This window comes from Flavobacterium calami (assembly GCF_038290035.1).
Classification (GTDB): domain Bacteria; phylum Bacteroidota; class Bacteroidia; order Flavobacteriales; family Flavobacteriaceae; genus Flavobacterium; species Flavobacterium calami.
This window is the reverse complement of record NZ_JBBYHS010000002.1, coordinates 43,172-66,123: the sequence shown is the minus strand read 5'-3', so window position 1 is coordinate 66,123 and position 22,952 is coordinate 43,172. Positions and strand designations below refer to the sequence as shown.

General features: G+C 37.6%; 11 protein-coding genes. All 11 read right to left on the bottom strand.

Going from position 1 to position 22,952, the window contains the following annotated elements:
• Positions 1 to 263: 263 nt before the first annotated feature.
• The 11 genes from AAEO57_RS01750 to AAEO57_RS01700 all read right to left on the bottom strand — a co-directional run bounded on the left by AAEO57_RS01750 (position 264) and on the right by AAEO57_RS01700 (position 22,448).
• On the bottom strand, positions 264 to 3,053 hold the full coding sequence (locus AAEO57_RS01750; RefSeq protein WP_481129028.1) for a glycoside hydrolase family 78 protein: 2,790 nt from the start codon (positions 3,051 to 3,053) through the stop codon (positions 264 to 266).
• 74 nt (positions 3,054 to 3,127) lie between these two features.
• On the bottom strand, positions 3,128 to 5,002 hold the full coding sequence (locus tag AAEO57_RS01745) for a six-hairpin glycosidase (protein WP_341688913.1): 1,875 nt from the start codon (positions 5,000 to 5,002) through the stop codon (positions 3,128 to 3,130).
• Positions 5,003 to 5,089: 87 nt separating this feature from the next.
• On the bottom strand, positions 5,090 to 6,007 hold the full coding sequence (locus AAEO57_RS01740) for a glycoside hydrolase family 43 protein (protein ID WP_341688911.1): 918 nt from the start codon (positions 6,005 to 6,007) through the stop codon (positions 5,090 to 5,092).
• A gap of 276 nt (positions 6,008 to 6,283) precedes the next feature.
• A complete protein-coding gene (locus tag AAEO57_RS01735; protein ID WP_341688909.1) occupies positions 6,284 to 7,858 on the bottom strand; it encodes a glycoside hydrolase family 28 protein in 1,575 nt (524 codons plus the stop codon).
• A gap of 46 nt (positions 7,859 to 7,904) precedes the next feature.
• Positions 7,905 to 9,305 carry a glycoside hydrolase family 140 protein gene (locus tag AAEO57_RS01730; RefSeq protein ID WP_341688907.1) on the bottom strand — a complete coding sequence of 467 codons (1,401 nt, stop codon included), beginning with the start codon at positions 9,303 to 9,305 and terminating at the stop codon, positions 7,905 to 7,907.
• 141 nt (positions 9,306 to 9,446) lie between these two features.
• Positions 9,447 to 12,602 carry a DUF6298 domain-containing protein gene (locus tag AAEO57_RS01725; protein WP_341688905.1) on the bottom strand — a complete coding sequence of 1,052 codons (3,156 nt, stop codon included), beginning with the start codon at positions 12,600 to 12,602 and terminating at the stop codon, positions 9,447 to 9,449.
• A gap of 89 nt (positions 12,603 to 12,691) precedes the next feature.
• Positions 12,692 to 14,392 (bottom strand): polysaccharide lyase, encoded by a 1,701-nt coding sequence (locus AAEO57_RS01720; protein ID WP_341688903.1) that lies wholly within the window; start codon positions 14,390 to 14,392, stop codon positions 12,692 to 12,694.
• 101 nt (positions 14,393 to 14,493) lie between these two features.
• A complete protein-coding gene (locus AAEO57_RS01715) occupies positions 14,494 to 15,165 on the bottom strand; it encodes a DUF3826 domain-containing protein (RefSeq protein WP_341688901.1) in 672 nt (223 codons plus the stop codon).
• A gap of 79 nt (positions 15,166 to 15,244) precedes the next feature.
• The gene (locus tag AAEO57_RS01710) at positions 15,245 to 16,954 is read right to left on the bottom strand and encodes a pectate lyase family protein (protein ID WP_341688899.1); all 1,710 of its coding nucleotides are present in this window, start codon (positions 16,952 to 16,954) and stop codon (positions 15,245 to 15,247) included.
• 147 nt (positions 16,955 to 17,101) lie between these two features.
• A complete protein-coding gene (locus AAEO57_RS01705; RefSeq protein ID WP_341688897.1) occupies positions 17,102 to 19,081 on the bottom strand; it encodes a RagB/SusD family nutrient uptake outer membrane protein in 1,980 nt (659 codons plus the stop codon).
• 16 nt (positions 19,082 to 19,097) lie between these two features.
• Positions 19,098 to 22,448, bottom strand: a complete 3,351-nt coding sequence (locus tag AAEO57_RS01700) for a SusC/RagA family TonB-linked outer membrane protein (RefSeq protein WP_341688894.1) — start codon at positions 22,446 to 22,448, stop codon at positions 19,098 to 19,100.
• Between the last annotated feature and the right edge of the window lie 504 nt (positions 22,449 to 22,952).

The following is a 22,952-nucleotide window of genomic DNA, read 5'->3' as shown; positions in this document are numbered from 1 at the left end:
GATTGTGACTAGTAAAGTAAGTGGTAGGTTTTTTAAATTTTTCATTTGTTAATTATTGTAATTTCTTTTCTGACCTAATATTTTTAAAAACATAAGTGTTCGGAAGAGTTCGACAAGTATTTTGCCTTGCTTAGTCTGTCTTGTCATTCCAGAGGTATCTCACGTTAGTTGTTCACGTTGCTGAGATTCCTACGTAATGACAAACTGACTAAAAAAATAATCAAAATCAGCTTAATACTTAATTCTTAAAACTTAATACTTTTTTATAATTTACATTCTATTGTATAAATTCCTGAACCCAATTTCAAAGTGGATTTCTTTTGATTTTCATCAAAACCCAGATTGGATTTCTCTGCCGATTTCGCGTTTACCGTAATCGCTGTATCTTTTGAAACAGGAAATTTTATGGTCGCCGATGTATTGGCAGGAATCTCCACTTTCAGAATTAATTTCCCCTCTTTTTTCTCCCAAGCCGAAGCTATTTTTCCGTAAATCGATTGGTATGTCGCTTTCGCAAAAGTCATATCGCCCACAATTTCGGGTTGGATAAAGAAATGTTTGAAACCCGGATTATTTTCGTCAGGACGAATTCCGGCTAAACTTTGGTAAAACCATTCCTCAATTTGTCCCATCATAAAGTGATTCCACGAATTTCCTTTGCGCGGATCCCATTGCTCGGTCAAAGTCGTCAAACCAAATTTTATCTGAAAACCATAACCCGGCGCATCGTAATGATTGTTCATTTTGTACATCGTTTCATTTTCGCCGTTTTGAGCCAAAGCTTGGAACAAATAACGGTTTCCAACATCGCCCGTTGTCAATCGGTCGCCTTTGGCTTTGATGTCAGCCAATAAATTTTGCATCACCGCCTGTTTGTATTGCGGTTCTACGATATCCATAAAAACGGGAACCGCATTGCTGAACTGGCTGTTGGTTCCGTATTGTTTGGTTTCTGCATTAAAAAATTTGTCATTAAAAGCCTTTTTAATGTCCGAAGCCAAAGTTTCGTATTTAGCAATATCATCCGTTTTGTTTAATAATTTGGAGGCTTTTGCCAATAAACTCGCTCCATAAAAATAATGCGAAGTGGCCGAAAGTGCAATCGGACTGTTCTTGGAATAACCTGCCGGATGCGTTCCATAATCGTACCAATCACCCAATCCGTGAGAAACGATATGATCAGTGGCTTTGGTTCCTAAATAATCCACATATTTTTTCATTACGGGATAATATTTTTCGATTAACGAAGCATCGCCGTAATATTCGTAATACATCCAAGGCAGAATCACGCCAGTCACACCCCATTCCGGTGAATCGGTAAAATCACCACCGAAAACCACATATTCGGGAACGATGGTCGGAATTAATCCACTGTCACGTTGTGAATCCGAAATGTTTTGCATCGTCGCCGGAATAAAACTTTCCAGATTGTAATTGAACATTAATCCCGGCCCATTCAAATGAATTTCCTCAATCCAGCCCAATTTTTCACGTTGCGGACAATCGGTGAAAACGCTTTGGAAATTACTTTTTATAGCATTATTAATCAGTACATGGGCTTTATTGAAAATATCATTGGAACATTCAAAAGTTCCCGCTTCGCCAGCCGAATTATAAATGAAATTCGATTTTAAATCCACCAATGTCGGCAGATTTTTGTTCTTATCTTCTTTATAATTGATGTTCTCAATCTGTACATATTGAAAACCATAATAACTGAATTTTGGCGTCCATTCTTCAACGCCTTCTCCTTTCAACGTATAGTCATAATAATACGGTTTTCCTGTTTTTCCCTGTCCAACCGTTCCGTCTTCATTTAAACTTTCGCCTACCCAAACACGAACGGTTTGTCCTTTTTTTCCTTTGACTTTTATGGTCGTGAATCCCGAAAGATTCTGCCCCATATTGAAAACGTAGAAATTAGGTTTCAGCTCTTTTGCTTCCTTAACCTCGTATTGTTTTTGGATTGTAATTGGTGTTGTGGTCTGTGGCCTCAAAGTTCCTTTCGGCGCTTCCTGAACAACTACTTTTTTCCAGGTCGAATCATTAAATCCTTTTGCGTTCCAACCTTTTTGTTCCAAATTGGCATTGTAATCCTCGCCCCCGAAAATACTGTTATAAGTAATCGGACTTTTGGTGTATTTCCAACTTTCATCCGATTTTATGATTGACTCCGAGCCGTCTTTATAAATCACTTTCATTTTGAAAAATAAAGTCGGTGGCCCAAAACTCACATAGAATTTAGAATAGCGCTCGGAAAGTGTATTGTACATTCCGTTTCCTAACAAAACACCAATTACATTTTCGCCTTTCTGCAATTGATTCGCCGATAATTCATAGGTGTTGTAATTGACGGTTTTGTCGTAGTCCGTCCACAAAGGCGCAAACTCGCTGATGCCAATTTTCTTTCCGTTGATGGTTAATTCATAATGTCCCAAACCGGAAATATAAACTATGGCTTCTTTGATTTCTTTAGTTACCGAAAACGGTTTGCGAAGCATAATGCTTCTGCGGGACAACGAATCCGAAGCATTGATTAAAGCATTCTTTTTTTCTCTGTTAAAAGTGGCGGTGTGGTAATTTCGGCCTTCCGGCAAATGACTGTCAGCTTTGGTAATCGCTCCAATCCAAATAGGATTTAATGCTGATGTGGAAGGTGCGATTCGGAAAGAAGCTGTTTTACTCCAAGCAGAAGCTTTGTCTTTTTGATTCCAAACTTTTACTTTCCAGAAATATTTGGTTTCGTTTTTTAATGGAGTTCCGCTGTAGGTAATTTGAAGATTTTTATTGGAAACTACTTTTCCGCTGTTCCAAATATTGCCTTGGTCTTTTTTTAGTTTCTCTTCGGAAGAAGCTACTAAAATCTGATAAGCAGATTGGGATACATTTGATTCTTTTGAAACCAATTGCCAGCTCAATCTTGGTTGATTGGTGTTTACCGCCAATGGATTTATACCCATTTCGCACTTTAATTGCTCGGCAGAAATTTGTCCGTTGGAAATGAAAGTTACTAAAAGACAAATCGAGAATAATATATTTTTACAAAGCTTCACGTTATATATTTTTTTTAGCCACGAATTCACAAATTATTCTTTTTTATATTCGTGAATTCGTGGCGATATTTTTTCTACAATTTCGTCGTAACCAATGATTTTATATTAAAAACCGCCTCCGGGATCAATTTTCCTGTATCCGGTAAATCAACAAAATCCGGTGTGTCTGGTTCTGTGTCGGCATTTGGTGTGTAACGCTGATCGCCTGTGCGAAACATTATTCTTGAAATACCATCAACTGGAGCATAAAATATCTTGAAAGTTTCCTTACTGTCATTCACTTTTATAGTATAAGAACGGGAAGTGACATCCAGTTTTACGGCAACAGTATATTCTTTTCCGGCCTCATATTTGCCAATTCCACCGTGACGGGCGCCATGCTTCACTTTTATTTCCCCATCCGAATCGAAAACGATACGGATTGCAGGAAGTCCTTGTTTGTTTTGGAATTCAACTTGCAATAATCCGTGATTATTTTGTTCCGGTTTTACGGTGAAAGTGGCTTCCATTTTTTGTGCAAACGGAATCACACGTTCGGCACGGGAGTAGTCAAAATAATCCTGATCTCTTAAAGCTAGCCATTTTTTACCGTCTGTTTTCTTTTCGATTTTTGTGGATGCCCAGGATAAATCGTAGGTGTTCCATAATTTTAATTCTTCTCCGTTTGGCATATCATTGAAAACATCATTGGCGTTTTCTTTCACTTCGCTAGTCACGGGAACCGGAACAGAAGCCACCCAAATATCTTCTTTGTTGACGCTGTAACTTACCCAAAGTTTTCCGTCAGGTGGAGTTCCGTTGCCTTCGAGAATTCCGCGAACGTATTGCGGTCCGGCCGATTTGTAGTTTCCGCCGTATCGCATCGGACTTACCTCGCCATGCACCAATAATAAATCCTTGTAATTCAGTCCGTCATCGCTGGTGGATATTGCCAATGGCCAACGGTATTCTGATGGATTGTAAACGGTTGCATAACGATTATCGGAGGTTTTTTGTCCCCAGATTTTCGCATTGCTGTTTACAAATCCCGGTGCTCTTAACGGCGTGTATTCCCAAGTTTTGCCTTCGTCTTTACTTAGAGATGTCAAAGCAAATTTCCATAAACCGACTACGTTTCCGTTTGGCAAATGGTAATAATTGAAGGCTTTATATTGTTTTTTTAATGGAATCAAAGCGTCATCTCTGTCGGCTTCTTCGACCCATTGTTGCATCAGTAAAGGTTTTGACATTAACTCATCACAGGCTTTGATGAATTTTTTGTCTTTGCTTTTGGTATAAAATGGAAATGTGGTTGGCAACGGGTTTCCGGTTTTATTGTATCGGATAAAATAAATTGGACCATACGTTCCGTCTTTATAAATTTCTCTAATTACACGACCAATTCCTTTTCCGTCATTCGGGTCATCTTTTTTGTCCAAGGCAACTCCGTAATAACCGGTTGCCAGTAATCTGTTGTCGGAGGAAACATAGAATCCCATTCGCTGGTGCATAATGGCATCGATGTTTTTGGCAAAGCCTTCAACTCCTTCTTTTTTGAAGCCGTCGGGAACGTGATAAATAGGAAAAAGCACGGCTGGCTTTGTCCAGTTTACACCGTCTTTTGAGGTCATCATAAAAGTCTGGCTCGGCGGAATGTGTTCTCCGGATGGGTCGCTTAAATAATGTAGGTAAAATGTATTGTTCCAATACGCCATCATCGACTGGTGGTTGTACGTCCAGCCAAATCCGTCTGCTTTTTCCGGATGTTCACGGCTGGCACGCATAATCTGCGTTGCGTGGACACCAACCGCTGGACTCAATTGCCCGTGATGGTAATCGATATTAGAAAGTGTTTTGCCTGTATATCGTATTGTGTCTTGTTGTGCCTGCGCCGAATTGACTGCGACACAGCTTAACAAAATGGCTGTTGCTGATACGATATTGGTTTTTATGTTTTGAAATGCAATCATTATTTTCAACTTTTTATCTGCTTGATCTGCTAAATCTGCGTGAAAAAATTTACTCTCGCAGATTTAACAGATTTAGCAGATTATTTTTTATTTCTTTTCAATCAATCCTTTTAGAACGGCTTCGGAAATTGTTGTTATTGTTCCGTGTTTGTGTCCTTCTGGTAATTTTATTTTTGAGGAAACATCTTCGAATTTTACAAAATCGGAAGTTCTTAAGGCTTTGTAATTTTTGGATCCATAGTTGTCATAATACAGCAACCAGTTTTTGCCGACTTTCACCACCGTTGGTCCTTCTGATAAGTATTCTGTCAAGGGTTTTGATCTTTTTTCGAATGGCCCTAATGGTGATTTTCCGAAAGCTACTTCTATGTTTCGCATTGGTCTGGTGTTGTCTTTTAGAACTAACACATAATCCTTTTTGCCTTTTTTTACAATTACACAATCAATCACGCTGAAACCTGGGTCGTAATATAATTTGGTATCGGAAAAGATTTTGAAATCTTTTGTCGTTACGTAATACATACGGTGGTTGTTTTTCTCGTTTTCTACTCCTTTTTCGAATCGGAATGGAATTGTCGAAGCCCAGATAATGATGTATTCTTTTTTGACATCATCATAAAAAATCTCGGGCGCCCACACGTTTACGACTTCAGGTTCGTGTTTCATTACGGGAATGTATTCCTGTTTTGACCAATGAATTAAATCTTTGGAACTGGCGTATCCGAAACCATTTCCGCCTTTCCAGTCGGTTGTCCAGACCATATGATAGGTTCCGTCTGCGCCTCTAGTAATTGATGGGTCACGCATGATTTTGCTCGCACCGATTTCGGGTTTCAGGAATGATCCTTCCAAACCTTTCCAGTTGTAGCCGTCTTCGCTGTAGGCCAGATACAAACCTTCGGTAGCGGGTTCCCTAAAAGAAGTGAAAAGGAAAATTTCTTTCTTCTTTTGGGAATAGCTGACAGCGAAAAGTGAAAGCGTTAGTATGATGAATATTTTTTTCATTGTTATTGGTTTAATCTTTGTCAAAGTTTTGAACTTTGACAAAGATGTTTAAACACGAATCTTTATTATATTTTCCTTTTTGGATGATTTCTAAAAAGCAAAATGTTTCTCTTTAGCCCCGATCGAAGTGAAAATCCTTTTGTGCCGGGGTTCTGCGCAAAAGATTACTTCACTATACTTTTATTTTCATCGGAGTTCAGTGAACTTCGTTTGTAACGGAAAGCGGGACGATGTTTCCTAAAATGCCCAATGTTTCTGCTCCTGAAAATAATTACGTTATTCTGTAATTGCTTTTTTATTCAGGTCTTTTCCTTTTTTCACAACTGTAGTCACATTGTTGAACACATTGTTTTTAAGGAAGATATTTTTGGTATCTTTTCCGTTTGCTTCGATGAAAATATCGGTGGCGTTGAATGGAAAATTGTTGTTGATCATTATGTTCGAGGCGTTGTCGATTTTGATAACCGGAACTCCTTTTATCGGTGTCGATGAACCTACGTTGTCCATAATCAGGTTTTTGGAATCGCTGATTTTGAAAGAAGAACCTACGGTTGCATTGACTTTTACATCGTGAAATTCTACATCGGTCGCCGTGTTTATGGTGAAGCCTTCCTTGCCATCCATATTGATGTTAGAGAAGGTGATGTTCTGAATTGGCATTTCAACGATTCCGCGAACGAATCCGGCTTTATTTACGTTTCCGCCCGTCACATTGCTTATGTGGATGTTTCTGAAAATCGGCGTGCGTTCGCTAACGGGCTCAACGGGATTGTCTTTGTCGTAGAAAAGGTCCAGAATAATGGCTTCTTCCTTGATGTTTTTCATCACGATATTGTCGACGCGAATGTCTTCTACAACTCCGCCACGACCACGAGCGGCTTTGATACGGATTCCGCGATCGGTTCCGTCAAAAACACAGTTGGATATCGTGATTTTTTTGATTCCGCCTGACATTTCGCTTCCGATTACGACACCACCGTGACCGCTTAACATGGTACAGTTGGTGATCGTCACATTTTCGGTTGCTTTTCCGTATTTACGGCCGTCTGCATCGCGACCCGATTTGATGGTAATACAGTCGTCGCCCACGCTGATGTGGCAGTTAGAAATGTGAACGTTGGTGCAGGACGAAGGGTTGATTCCGTCTGTGTTTGGGGAATGTGGGTTATTAATTGTAATTCCCGTTATGGTTACATTGTCGCAGAATTCAGGATTTATAGTCCAAAAAGGGGAATTTTTGAAGGTTACGCCTTCGATTAAAATATTCTTGCAATTGTAGGCCTGAAAAAAAGATGGCCTGAAAAAGTGTTTGTCTATCGTTCTTTTATAGTAAGGCTCATAGACGATTCCTTTGTTTTGTTCGGTCCACATTTTTTGGTATTTGGTTTCGGGAATTGGACCTTTGGCGGTTTCGATTCGGTACACTTCATTCCACCACGCTTTGCCTTGTCCGTCGATTACGCCTCTTCCTTTGATGGTGATGTTTTCGACGTCTTTGGCATAAAATAATGGGGAGAATGACTGCATCACGATTCCTTCGTAACGCATTTCTACATACGGAAGGTAATCATCGAAATTCTCTGAAAATTTTAAAAGCGCACCTGAATCTAAATGGATGGTGATGTTGCTTTTTAGTTTTAAAGCTCCGGTTAAATATTCTCCGGCTGGGAAAAAGATGGTTCCGCCTCCGTTTTTAGATGCTTTTTCGATGGCGCCTTGAATGGCTTCAGTGCATTTTATCCCTTTGTTGTTTCCGCCTTCGTTAAGGATGTTTAACCAGCCGTCATTTGCGAAAGCGGTGTTGAATCCGGTTATGAAGAAGAGTATTATTATGATGTTTTTGATTTTCATATTGATATTTTTTAGCACGCAGATTTTGCGGATTTAGCAGATTTTTTTATTCCTCAGATTCTAAAATAAGTACCCAATCATTGCCATCTTCTTTTTTACCTGTTGGTTGAAATTCCTGAACACCTTTGTTTTTGAATTTCCCAATATATTTCTCTTCACCATTTCTTGGATTATACCAGCTTGCGATAACATTATCTCCTAAAATTTTCCCCATATTAATAGCCATTTTTCTACCATTGTATGTATAAATCAACGCATAACTAACCCCTCTTGTTCCAACCAAATAATCATATTTTTTACCTTGATTTGCAATTAAGGTTTGATCCGGAATACGATCTAAATAATCATGCTTTAACATCAAATTTTTAATGTGTACCATCTGTCCGGCTCCCGGCGCATTAATAGCATCATTCCATAATTCTTTGTTGCCGTAGGCTGGATTGTCGCCTTTTCTGAACATTTGCATTACGGCATTGTGTCCGTAAGTGTAACCTGCTCCGCCTGCAAAAACGGACCAGTATCCATAGCGTCTTACATCACTAGCGGTCCATTTTGGCTGTAACGTATCGTGAAGACCGTGTGGAATTCCTTCGTATGATGGTTCTCCGTCAAGGGTTGGCTTTGTTGGTTTTAAATCCCAGTCTCTCTGAACGAATTTGAAATTGTCTTCTTTGAATGAATTTTTCAAAGTATCCTGATCGTATCTTCTGTGCCCTGATTGGAACATATTGAAATCCAGCCAGCTTGCATTATGAAAATTCTCTGATGAATCGGTTCTTCCGAATGGGTGAAAAGTCACTAACTGATCCGGGTTACTGGTTTTTAAAATACTTCCGAGTGCGTTCCAGATGTCCTGAAATTTATCTCCGTAGGTATCGCCACCGTTCAGCCAGATTACATTCGTTTTGTTTTTATATCGGTCGGCTAAAAACTTGGCGTATTTTTCAACATCAGCTTTCGTTACTTTGCTTTTAGCACTGCTAATATTAGTTCCCCAAACCGGAACCATTGCCAGATAGATTCCGTTTTTTTGTGCTACTTCCAAGGTGTAATCTATGTGGTCCCAATAATCGTATTCGGGAGCATTGTTTGGATCGTTGCCCGGTGAAGTAATCTGATGTGACAAATTATCATTCATTAATGCCTGATCGCCATAAGCATTTACAGCATTCACATTATGCAAAACCATTACCTGAACGACATTGAATCCTTTTGCTTTTCGGTCTTCTAAATATTTAACAACACCTTCTCTGTCCAGTTTTCCGAATGTCAGCCAGCCTGTATCGCCTAACCAAAAGAAAGGTTTTCCATCTTCGGTAACAAAATAATGTTTGTTTTCGGAAACTTTGATTTTTGGTAAAGCTTTTGATTTGGCAGATTGAGAAAATCCGCTTTGTGCTGTCAACATCAGGCTTATGCTCAGGGCAAATAAGTTTTTCAGGTTCATTTTATTTTTATTTTGAATTGTGTTTTTGTTTTTTTGCCACAGATTAGAACGATTAAAATGATTTCTTTCTGGTCTGTGTATTTATTTTTTGCACGCAGATTGAGCAGATTTTTAAATCCGTGTAATCCTTTTAATCTGTGGCTAATTTTTCTTCACTACAAATAATACTTTTTCTTTGATTTCAGCCTGTGGAATTACCACTTGTTTTCCTCCGCTGATATTTGCTTTTTTAGTGATAGTTCCATTGGAAGCATTGATTGTATACACTTCGAAAGTTCCTTTATAATTTGATAAATCAATTGAAACATCCTGATCGTTTTTCAGATAAAAAAGATAGGCATTGCCTTTATTTTCCAGTGTCCATAACTTGTCTGAAAAAGTAGTTCCTTCTGCAAACTTCATACCAGCAAGGGCAGAATGAAAGGCAGAAAGTTCAATTTTTGGAACATTTGCCAATGAAGCTCCAGCCATTAGTGCCGGCCAGCCAAATCGCGGTGCTCCCATAGTTGAATATAAAACTGCTTTTTCCGGATATTTTTCACGATACTCGCGAACGGCTCTGTAAACCTGATCGTCTGTTTCTTTTCCGGTTTTGATTTTACGTGCGTGCTGGCGTGGGGCCAAATTTTTTCCGCCTTCCGGCGCATACAACGTTCCATCTTCTTTGTAATACCAATATCTGATATCAATTACGTCAACGGTTTTGGCTCTAGCACCATCATTTAAAATAGCATCCTGAACATCTTTTGTTGCACTTAGAACTATTTTGGATTCATTTTGATTCGACTTTTCATAATTAGCTATCACATCAATCCAAAATTGCATAAAGCTTAACGGACCTGTATATTCGGCACTTGTGAGTTGTAATACGTTAGCGTTATCTTTAAAGTTTTCCAGATTTTTTTCGATGAATGCAACGTGCAGTTTTCGAATGTCTGCATTTTTTACATCATAAAATTGTTCGGCAAGGAAAATCCTTTTGTCTCCTGCATACGGTGGTGGTTCAGGTAATCCTGTGGTGTTGATATTATTTGCTGGACGCCAAGGTGAACTTGCCCAATGTGCTCCGGCTTCTAAAATATTATGCTGAAAATAAGCTTCGTTTAAAAGTATCTTGTTTTTTTGCCCTGCTAATTCTGCAAAGGTTTTTAATCTGTTCCAATACCAAGCGTTGTATCTGGTCAAATCGTATTTGCTCAAATGATCCCAGGAAATTCCCTGACCGCTTCTGTCGAAAGGCTGTTCGTAGAAAGGTGCCCAAACATCGGCATCGATTCTTCGGATGCGTTCGTGATCGGCCATTCTTTGTTCGTACCAAAGCCCGTAATTATGGTCGATTGCCGATTTATTGTTTTCTACTAAATAGTTTACGGTTTTTTCCAGATTATCGGTATAACCAACTCCATAATGTCCCGGAACAAATCGGGTAATGTGCGGTCTTGATTTTGCGATTTCTGATTCACGCAAACTGCCTCTCCACCACGGTACATCAACAACTTCTCCGGTAATGACTCCTTTTGAAGTGGTTAGTAATCCATTTGTTAAAGTAATTTTATCAGTGTTTGTATTCGTAAGTGCATCGGTTTTTACTTCGTCAATTCGTTTTGCTTTGGCATAATCAATCGCAATTGGATTTCTTGCTGATGCTTTAGTGATAAACTCTTTTAAAGTTTCGTTTAATTTATAAGCTTCGGCCGTTAAAGCTGTAGCTTGTTCTATCGTCGGACTTGAAGAAGGTTCTGAACCTAAGTCCATAATCTGAGCATTCATCGGTAATTTACCAAGACGCTGTTCCAATAAAGCATAGAATAAACTTCTTGGGCTGATGTGATTGTTTACGTCTTTCCAATGTCCGTTTCCTGCCCATTGCGCCCAGACTCCAAATGCCCAGTTGTTGGCTGTTGGCGGACTGTAATTTTCTATTTTAGATGCCGAAGTTTCCCAGATGACGCTATTGGCAACATTCCAGCCTAAACCTCTTCCGTCCTGTTCTTTGTTTTTGAAACTGATAGCATTTCCGTCAATTAAGGAAACATCGAAAAGTATTCCGGTTGCCCAGCTTCCGACAGATCCGCTGAAACTATAAGGTTGATGTGATTCGCATTGTAAAAAAACATTGGGTCCTGCTGTCGCGTAACCTCCAACTACAAAATCATTGTATCCGAATTCAGAATAACATCTTTGAAACAAAGTCTGCTGTCCTTCGGTATAAAACGTATTTCTTCTGTGTGCTGCTATTTCCGAAATTGGATTTAAAGCCAGACAATCTTCAACAGTGATTCTTTTGGCCGTTTTTAAAATAGAAACCGCGCCGCCTGCAAACTGTTCAAAATTGACTTGTCGCACCCAAATATCTTCCGCATTTTCAATAGAAACTCCTGTCCATCTGTGCTGTTCGTCTTTTGGATTTGTAGTATCGTAATCTGATTTCAAAGTCAGGTTTTCAACTCCCACATTATTGATTCTTCCTGACCAGACATAATTTACGACAGTTGATTTTGATAATTCTTCATCCAAAGCATTGGTTAAAGGGGCATCGATTGTGATTTTATTTCCGTTTATAGCTGTAATTTCCCTGTCGGCACGAATCACGAAATCATCGGCTTTCCAGCCAATCCATCCGCTTTCTCCACCAAAATCATTCATTGACAAAAGATCAATCCATTTTTTAGAGATAGGTGTGTTGATTAAAACATGATCTCCTTTTTTGAAATTAGTGGCATTTTTTACTGCTAAAACAGTGGTTCCAAGTGGCGTGTAATTAGTTTCTAATTCGGTAGTTTCCTTAAAAACACGATTGTTTATTCCGCTAATATTGACAATCGCTTTTCTGTTGATTGTAGTTCCTAAAAATACCGTTCCGCTATTTCCTGAACCGCTTCCTCTTAGTACAATTCCGCTTTCCTTAATATTGATTTCGCCCGAAACTTTAAAGATTCCTTTGTCTAAAAGTACCGTTCCTTTAAAACCGTTTTTATCCGCTTTTAGTTTGGCAACATAATCTACAGCAGATTGGATTGTTTGGGTTGCATCGCCTTCAATATGTGGCACAAAAACTTTGATCGCTACATTTGGAATCCCCACCGAAGAAGCTTTATAACCTGCAAAAGAAAAATCGGGAATTTGGTTTCCTTTTGCATCAGCGGTACGTTCCAGTTTTCCTTCTTTGGATTTTGCAATATCGGGAAATGTGTTTTGTGCGGTGCTGATATTAATATTGAAAAGCAGAACGAAACCAGACAAAATGATTTTATCTCTTTGAAAGGAAATCGTGTTTTTTAGCTGATTGAAGTTCATTCTATTTTTATTTTTTTAGAAGAAAGAGACAAGAAGCAAGAGTTTAAATTTACATCAAATATCTTGCTTCTTACCTCTATTCTCTATACTTACTGCAATAAAACTTTCGATAAAGTATCTGTATTATTTTCAGATTTTGTCCAGTCTGTTTTACTGTTTGGGTCGATTCCGTTGAAATATTTCTCCAAATTAGTATATCCGTCGCCATTCAAATCTTTATTAGCATCGGAAGCATCGTTTGGATTCAAACCATATTTCTTTTCCCAAACATCAGGAATTCCGTCACTGTCTGAATCTTTATAAGCTTTTCCTTTGTATTCAGGATAACCGCCAACCTGATTCGGATGCGTTATGATTCCTTTTTTATACGAATCGGCAGGTAATCTTCTTTTAATAAACTCTTTACCGATTGTATTTTCCAAACCGTCTTTCACCTCGATTTTACCCGTGCGAACCTGTTTAATCACTCTTTCATCAACTGCATCACGTTTCGGCAAAGTCGCTCCTGCATTTTCTAAAACAAAATCGTAAGCTTGTTCCGCTTTCATAATGGTAATTGGTGGCGTTGCGAAAGCTTTATTTTGTTTAATTTGTGCCAAAAAATCTTTGGTTGCTTCTGCTGATTGATCTTCCAATTGTACTCCTCCGTTCCAGTTATCGGCCGTTACTTCAGGAGAACCTACTATATAATTTCCATCGACAAAAGCTTTTCCATACTGTTTTGGACTGATATAACCTGATTCCGGTTTGATGATTCTATAGCGAATCGGCTGATCGGTTGGTGTAATTGGTCCCGGTTTGAAATAATTATTGATAATGTTGTATTGCGAACGATAATCACCACCGTCTAAAGTACGATTCCACCAATTGAAAACCACATTATTCACAAAATTAAAACTTCCATACATTCCAACTGAAGCATTACGTGAAATATTATCGGCCCATAAATTGCGGATAAACATACTATTTAAACCGCCAATAGTACTTCCGAAAGCGTGATTATAAGTATCCAATCCTTCAGCAGAAATCGTGTTTTGAATGGTAACATTCACCGCAGGCAGTTTCTCTAATTTTGATTTTTCATTTGCTTGAAATTGATGACGGTATAATGAAATATTTTCATCCAATCCCCAACTCATCGAACAATGGTCAATAATTACATTTCCGATTACATTTCCACCCAAAGCATCATCGCGACGGGTCACTTCGGTTTCTCCACGGCGAAAACGCATATAGCGGATGATAATATCGTGGGTATCCAACAACACCGATTCTCCCGCTACGCAAATTCCGTCACCCGGAGCAGTTTGACCTGCAATCGTAATATAAGGTGCACGAACAGTAATTGGTTTTTTCAGACGAATGATTCCCGAAACGTTAAACACCACGGTACGAGCTCCAACCGCTTCGAGTGCTTCACGCAAAGTTCCTTTTCCGCTATCTTCCAAACTCGTCACAACGAAAATTTTTCCGCCACGACCTCCTGGAGTTTGCGCTCCTCCACCCATTGCTCCCGGAAAAGCAGGGATATCAGAATGAACCAAATCAGTTGGCAATGCCGCCCAAGGCACATAAGGACGTCCTTGCAAGGATTCGGCTTTGATGATGTATTCGTTGGCTTTCCAAATCTGATCCAGACGCTCACTTTCGGCCTTCATCATGGCATCCGTTTTTTCCTGAAGCGGTTTTGGAATATCAGGATACTGAGCATAAGCTGATGAAAAAAGAGAACAAAAGGAAGCTATTATAATTGTTCTTCTGAGGGCGGTCTTTTGGAAATTGTTTTGCATGAGTTAGTCTGAAATTTATAAGTTAGACTAGTTTGATACTATTGTTGACAAAAGGTTTAACTTAAAAATGTTAAAATTACACTTATTATTTAAAATAGCAGTTATTCCTTCTTTTTATTCTTTTCTTTTTCTGCAATACGTTTATTCCAGCCTTCACGTTCTTTGGTCAAATCATAACCTTCTTTAGACAAATAATTATTGATTCTTCCTTTGTATTTACCAAACCAAGCATGCTTTTCTTTTGATGAACCACCATCCATGGCGTGCTCTCTTGCTTCAACTAAAGCATCATAAATATATTTTTTTTGAGCTTCAGTCAAAGTAGGAATCATATCATTATAAGCCGTTACTGTAATTGGAAGTACCCCATAAGTCATTCCATCTTTTACCTCGGTAATTTTTGCTTCACTTAATTGTGTTCCTAATTTTTTCAAATAAGATTTATGCAGTTTGTCAATTGATTTATCAGCATCCGTCTTCAGCTTATCAATTTTTTCATTTTGTTTTTCTTTCGATAAACTACTGTCAACTTTTACCTTTTTGATTTCAGCGTCTCTTCCGTCATGAATTTTGCTCAAATCTCGGAACTGCTGTGCAATAATATTGGTTACTGCGGTTTCTTTTTGTTTATCATTCAAGGCTAAATTTTCGACAATTTTAGCTGCTCTTTCATTGGTAACCTTGACATATTCCGGATCTGCGTATTGTTGTGCACTTAGCTTACAAAAAGCAAAAAGTAAAAATAGCAGACTTAATTTTTTTATTGTTTTCATCTTATTTATTATTTTAATCTAAAGTCAAAGGTCATAAAGTCAAAAGTTTTATCTCAGACTTTATGACCTAACTTCATTTTTAATTTAAATCTAGCAAAGGTCTCACCAAAGTTTCTTTGTTATTGGCTAAATCTGTCCAGTCTACTTTGATTGCTGGGTTTACACCGTTGATATAATCTTCAATATTAGAATATCCATCACCGTTTAAATCTTTTTTAGCATCAGATGGATCTTTTGGATCTAAACCGTATTTTTTCTCCCAAGCATCCGGCATACCATCTTTGTCAGTATCTACATAAGGTTTTCCTTTGTATTCAGGATATCCTCCTACTTGCGAAATATCTGTGATGATTCCTTGTTTGTATGAATCAGCAGGTAAACGTCTGTGTTCAAACTGGTAGAATTCTTTTTTCTCTAATCCTTTTGCGTATTCCGGAACTCCGGTTTTCACGGTTCTTACGATTCTTTCGTCTACTTTATCTCTGATTGGCAAAGTGGCACCTACATTTTTAAGAACGAATTCATAAGCTTCGTCAGCTTTCATAATTTTAGAAAACCAAGGCATTGGGAAAGGTTTGTCACTTTTCATTTTATCGAAATAGGTTTTGGCTTCATCATAACCCATTAATTCCCCTTTTTTGTTTTCGATCTGAATACCACCATCCCAGTTATCTTTGGTTACTTTTTCGTTACCATTTACTATGTTTCCTGTTACGTACGCTCTACCAAAAACCATATAAGGCAGTTTGCTACGTCCTGATTCCGGTTTTAAGATTCTGTAGCTGATAGGCTCATTTAAGTTCGTTACAGGTCCCGGTTTGTAAAAGTTGTTGATGATATTATAGTTCGCTGTGTAATCACCACCATCTGTTGATCTGTTATACCAGTTGAAAACAACGTTATTTACAAAATTGAAAATTCCGTTCCAGCCGATAGACGGGTTTCTACCTGCATTGTTAGCCCACATATTTCTCATGAAAGAGCAGTTTTCTCCCCCTAAAGTGCTTCCGAAAGCATGATTGTACGTATCCAAAGCTTCTCCGAATAAACTATTTTGAATGGTAATGTTCACCGTACCCACTTTAACCTCAGGATAACCTGCGCCAGGATTGTACATGTGTCTGTACATAGACATATTTTCATCTAATCCCCAGGTTGCAGAAACGTGGTCAATCATGATATTTCCAACAGGATTTCCTCCAATAGCATCATCACGACGACCTACGAAAGTTTCTCCTCTACGGAAACGCATGTGCCTGATAACAACATCATGCGTGTCAATCCAAACTGATTCTCCTGCAACGCAAATTCCATCACCCGGAGCGGTCTGCCCTGCAATGGTAATGTAAGGAGCACGAATTATTAATGGACTCTTGATTCTGATAATCCCTGATACATTGAATACTACGATTCTGGCTCCACCCTGTTCACAGGCTTCACGTAAAGTTCCTGGTCCGCGGTCTTCTAAGCTTGTTACCACATATACATTTCCGCCACGTCCTCCAAAAGCGTACATACCTCCTCCTTCAGCTCCTGGAAAAGCAGGTATAGACGCCTGTGGTAAATCTGTTGGTCTTGATGCCCATGGAATAAAAGGTTTACCGTGTTTCGCTTCTTCTTCAATTACAACTAATGCTTTTTCCCAGGCCTCGTCAGAAAGTCTGTTCGCTTCTTTGATAATGGCGTCCTGCTGTGCCTTTATTTCAGGGCTTATTTTTGGGTATTGGGCAAAACATTTAATGCTTCCCAAAAGCAAAAGGGGTAATACAAATAATGCTGAATTTTTCATGTTAATTTTAATTTGGTAATTCGGTTTAAACAAATCACCTGTATCTTTTTGAGAGAATACAGGTGAAAAGCCTAAATTTTAATGTTAACGTTTTATTAAGATATTAAGAAAAATGCCTGAAAATATCAGGCATTTTTAGTTTATAAGTTATTCTTGGTAATTAAATGTTCCTTGTGAACCTGAAGCCCCATTCCAACCCACGGTTTGTGTTAACCAAAGATTCGATGCCAGCAAATCTTGTTTAAGTCCCATTATATAGTAATTTGGCTTAAAATCAATCTTAACAGGCTGATTATTAACATTATCCAGTGGAGTATTCAACTCTGTACGTTTTAAATTATTAGTATAAAAAGCGGCTAATAAATCTATTTGAGCTGCAAAATTAGATGCATCTGGATCAACAGAAATACCGGTACGTGCAGCAATAAGTGGGTCTGCATTAGAAGATGTTTTATTTTTATATTCTAAATAATATCCCGTACGCTGCGTTCCGTTCAGGGGAGTTACCCCTAATTTAGCACAAGTATTGTTTACTATTCCTGTAGGCGCATCATCACTATAAAGCATCCAACGCTGCACATCCCAATAACGTTTTCCTTCATATGCAAGTTCAACACGACGCTCATATAAACAAGCTTCAATTGCCGCATACTTACTAGTTAAAGTTCCTATTCCATAATTATTTGCTGATGAAATACCAACTCTGTTTCTAATTTTCCCTAAGTAAGATAAAGTATTTGGTATATCACCTTTAGCAGCATAACATTCAGCAATATTTAACAATAACTCTGCATAACGATATTCAAAAATATCAGTCCCTGAGAATTGGAAAGATGATGTATTGCTTTCCGTAGGATTAGACATTTTTCTAACAAAAGCAGGGCTATTTTCATTATTATTACCGCTGAAATAGAATTTATTACTGTTATCTACCCAACGATAAGCCCAAATAGTAGGCTGCGCTGCAGAAGTTAAAGTGTTAGTGTAAGGCCAGTAACTTCCGGAAAAAGCAAAAGTTCTGTAAAAACGAGGGTCACGTCCTTTAAAAAACAAAAATTCATCGTAACCATTAGAAACTGTAGGTCTTGAACCGTCTGCCATTGGAAACAAATCAATCATTTCCTTAGGTATCTCAGTTCCACCAGCACCTCCCTGACTTACCAAACGCATGCTTCGTTCCCATCCGTTATTAATAGTTACTGCACTACTACCGCTTCCTAATAATTGTACTACAATTGCTTCTTTACAAAATGCATTATTAACTAAAAACATATCTGACCATTGTTTAGCATTTGTTCCAAATAATCCAAAACCATCAGTAGTTAATTGAGTTTCTGCAGCCAGTCCTGCTGCTAAAGCTTTGTCCCAACGCTCTGTAGAACTATCCCAGTTTTTATTGAATAATGGGCTGGCATAAGTCAATAATACTCTGGATTTTTGAGCCAAAGCAGCTCCTCTTGTAAAACGTCCATAATTGGCTGCATCCCACTGCGGAGGTAATAAAGTTGCAGCCATATCTAAATCAGCAGTAATTTGTGCAACCACCTCAGCTACTGATGCACGCGGTGCCTGAATGCTTGGGTCATCAAATTCTGCTGCCTGTTCAGTTGTTACAATTGGAACACCTCCATACACACGCATCAAATCAAAATATTGAATTGCTCTTAAATAATATGCCTGCCCTTTAACTTCTCTTCGGAATTTTTCATCCAGATTAGCTCCTTTAACATCAATTTTTTCAATAAGTGCATTACAATCACGAATACGAGTGTAAGGGTTATTCGTTATTTTATCTTCGATCTTATTTCCATAATAAGAATCTCCATCAGAAGCGTTAACGTAAGTGATTGTTGGGTTAATTAAACTTTGCATTCCACCTATTTCTTCAGTCATGCGAGTACGGGTGTCATTATACAAACCAACAACTGATTTCAATGGCGAATTGTAGGCCCTGAAGTAGTCATTGTATAAGTTATTTACGTACCACAGTACTCTTTCCTGGCTCTCATAAAAAGTATCATCTACGTTTCCATAATTCTTTTTTTCCTCTAAAAAGTTATCACTACACGATATACTTATAATTAACACCGATACCAGTGCTAAAATTGATTTTATTTTAAATTTCATAATTACAATAGTTAAATTAGAATGCAATATTGAAGTTAACAGCCCAAGTTCTTAATGTTGGGTAAGGAGTATATGAATTATCATACATATTTCGGTATTTATCCGGGTATGGATTATACAAATCCCACAAATTATTACCTGTTATACCAATTGTCAAACTTGAAATATTTAAACTCTTTAACACATCTGTTGGTAAACCATAGCCAACAGTTAAATTTCTAACGGTACAACGAAATGTATCTAACATCCAGAAGTCAGAAGGTCTACCATTATTCTCAAAAAAAGCAACACTTGGATACTTACCATCAACGTTATCTTCAGCATACATATCATTCCAAAAAGTTTCACGTGCCCACATGTTATGTGTCGAACCTGTATTTTGATTAATCAAATCAACCATACGAATTCCTCCCCATGACGTAGCTATTTGTGTACGTGCATAAAATCCTTTGTATTTTACACCTAAATTAGTTGTAAATCCGTAAGTTCTGCTTGATTTAGCTAATTTAGCATAATCTAAACCTTGGTCTTTATCAATCTTTCCGTCAGGTCCAGCCTGAGTTCCTGTAGTTGAATCAAAAGCGCCTCCTAAATCCTGATAAGCTAACATACCTTTACGCATAGCTGACATATCAGTAATTGTCATATAGCTAGGACTACCACCCACAGCATTTGCGCGCTCTGTTAAATAATTCCAATAATTTTGTATATCTGCATCAGTTCTTAAAATACCATCCCCAGTAGAAGTTCCTTTCCATGTTTTGTATCCCCATTCAGGAAAGTAAAGCGATCTTCCTGCAATGTTTTGATTTTCAGACGGGTGTTCTAATGCCAGTTGAGGATATTTTTTCAGTTCATTATCAGAAAATCCAAAGTTCACGCCGACATTATACTGGAAATCGTTTTTAATTTTATCACTCCAATTTAAACTTACTTCAGTTCCCCAGGCATCAACTGCTGCATAATTTACTTCTGCAAATCCTCCTCCTACAGAATATGGAACTCCAAGGGTCTCTCCAATTCCAGTTAACATATCTGTCGTTCTATCATAGTAAAAATCAAAATTCATTTGCAATCTGTTTCTCAATACATTTACATCAAAACCTAAATTGTGTTTGATAGTAGTATCCCACCCAACATTACGATTTGGCTCAACCTTTGGTGTAATACCTGATCCTACAGTACCACCGTTTGGTCCAAACTGCCAGCCCTGATCCGTTTTAATATCATACAATTTTTGCCATCTCCATGCAGTTACATTATCTTTTCCTGTCTTTCCGATAGAATATCTAATTTTAAAGAAATCAACGCCTGGAAGTGCTTTAGTAAACCAATCTTCTTTTGAAGCGACCCATCCCAATTGAGCCGATGGGAAAAATCCCCAATAATTTTCAGGTGCAAATTTAGTTGATGCATCACTTCTAAATAATAATGTCACCAAGTACTTAGATTTAAATGAATAATTCACACGTCCCAAATACGACATTGTACCAAGTTCTCCTCTTGTAGAGTATGAATGTGCAGGAGTCAATGTCCCTGCTGTATGATGCGTTCCAGCATAATCTGCTCCTGTATTCTCATAATACAAACGAGTTTGTTTTGAGTCACTTTCAGAACGTTCTACAGAAAACATTGCTCCAATCTCATGATTATCAAATGTTCTCTCATAATTTGCAAAAAAGTTAGACTGAACCGTAGTACTCATATTATTATCATAAAGAACTCTTGTGTTACGAGTATTCGTTTCAATAGTATAATCTGAATCTTCCGCAGCGCTTGCTAAGTGATTATCCTGACTATTGTAATTTTTAATTCTGGCTAAAGTATATGGCAATTGAACTTGCTCGGAATTATCAGAATATTGCACTCTGGCATACGAACCTTTTAGTGATAATCCTTTTACAAAAGGAACTTTATAATTTAATGACAAATTTACATTGTATGAAAAATCTTCATTAATAGCTTTAGAACCATTTTCCAATGTAGCAAAATAATTCCATCCAACTATGCTATTATTAGCATTTGCACTACCTAGGTTACGGTCTGTACGTGGGATTGGAGACATATAATAATTTTGTCCGTTTACTGTAGTTTCCCAAGGAATATATTGAGGCATATGCAATAATACACCATAATCTAATAGCTGATTACCCGCTTGTGCACCATAACTTCCGTCATTTAAAGTAACAGACTTCACGTATGATTTTTCTACACTTCCAGTGTTAGCAGAAACAGTTGCTGCAAAATCTAATGAACTGGAGATTTTAGCCGTAATACCAGTACGGAAGGTCCATTTATTATAATCCTGATTACCTAAGTTAGCACCTTGAGTTAAATAAGTAGCACCGGCAAAATAAGTTGCTTTTTCCGTACCTCCAGTAACATTTAATGCATGTTTTATCTGTGTAGCTGGCTTCCATGCTTTATCCAGCCAATTATAACCCAAACCTTTCATCTCGTTCAACTCTGCTTCTGAATAAAGGTTGGCTCCACCGTTTATCAAATTCTTGTCAGTTAAGAAACGATTATTAAAAACACCAAATTCGTGAGCATTCATCACTTTACTATGACTAACAGCATCATTAACAGCGAATTGTTGTTGATATGAAAATTTTGCCTGCCCAACTTTACCTCTTTTGGTTTTAACGATTACAGCCCCCTGGGAAGCTCGTGAACCATAAATCGCAGCAGAAGCATCTTTTAAGACTGTAATACTTTCGATTTCCGTTGGATCCAAACGATTAAATGTCTCCAAAGTTGGTTGTCCACTTATAGGGTCCACCTGAACCATATCATCGATAACAATTAAGGGATGCTTATAACCACCATCTTTGGAAAAACTAAAAGTTTGACGAATCTCAATTGAAGCAGCCTCTCCTGGTCTTCGTGATCCACCATCAACAGTTAATCCAGGCACCAAACCTCTCAAAGCTTCTGATAAGTTTGTTACTGGTAAATCCTGAACATCATCAGGTTTAATAGTTGCTACCGCACCTGTTATCTTATCTTTCTTCTGAGATCCATAACCCACAACAACGATTTCGTTCAAAACATTAGAATCTTCCTGTAGCTTAGCACTTAGAGTTGTACGACCATTTAAAGGGATTTCGGTTTTCTTCATTCCAATAAATGAAAAAACTAATGTTGCACCGGGCTTTACATTAATTTCATATCTACCACTGAAATCTGTACTTACAGAGTTTTTGGTAGATTTTTCGGTAACGTTAACCCCTGGTAAAAGTAACCCAGTCTGATCCGTAACAGTACCTGTGATTTTAATTTGACCGCCTGAGGTTTGGGCATAAGTGACCATACTCATTAGCGCAAACAAAATAAAACTACATCTTTTTAAAAGTGTTTGTTTCATAAATGATTTAGTTAGATTAATAGTTAGTTAGTTTAAAAGCATTTTTAATTGTTAAAGAAAAGCTACATTTTAACACTTTTTTCATGTACGCAAAAATTAAACGTTAAAAATACATTTATTATTTAGTCCCAAAAATAGAACGATTGAATATGACAACTGTCCTGTGGCATCCTGCTTCAAAATTATCATCAAAAAAAATCAATAAAAAAAATTATATCATCAAAAAAAAGTAAAACAAAATACAACAACTCAAAAAAAGACAACATTATTTTGTATAAAATAAATTTCAACCTCAATAAAGTAAGTAAAAACAGCTAAAAATCTATAAAATTGACAAAATAGTTCTAAATAAAGAGGTTATTTGTTAAATAATAAACAAAAATAAAAGTACAAAAAAATATTCTTACTCACTATATCGTTATAGTAAAACGTTTTGAAATGAATTAAAAACCTTACGAAATCGTTTTCAATTCACAAAAGAAAAAAAAAGAAAAAAAAAGAAAA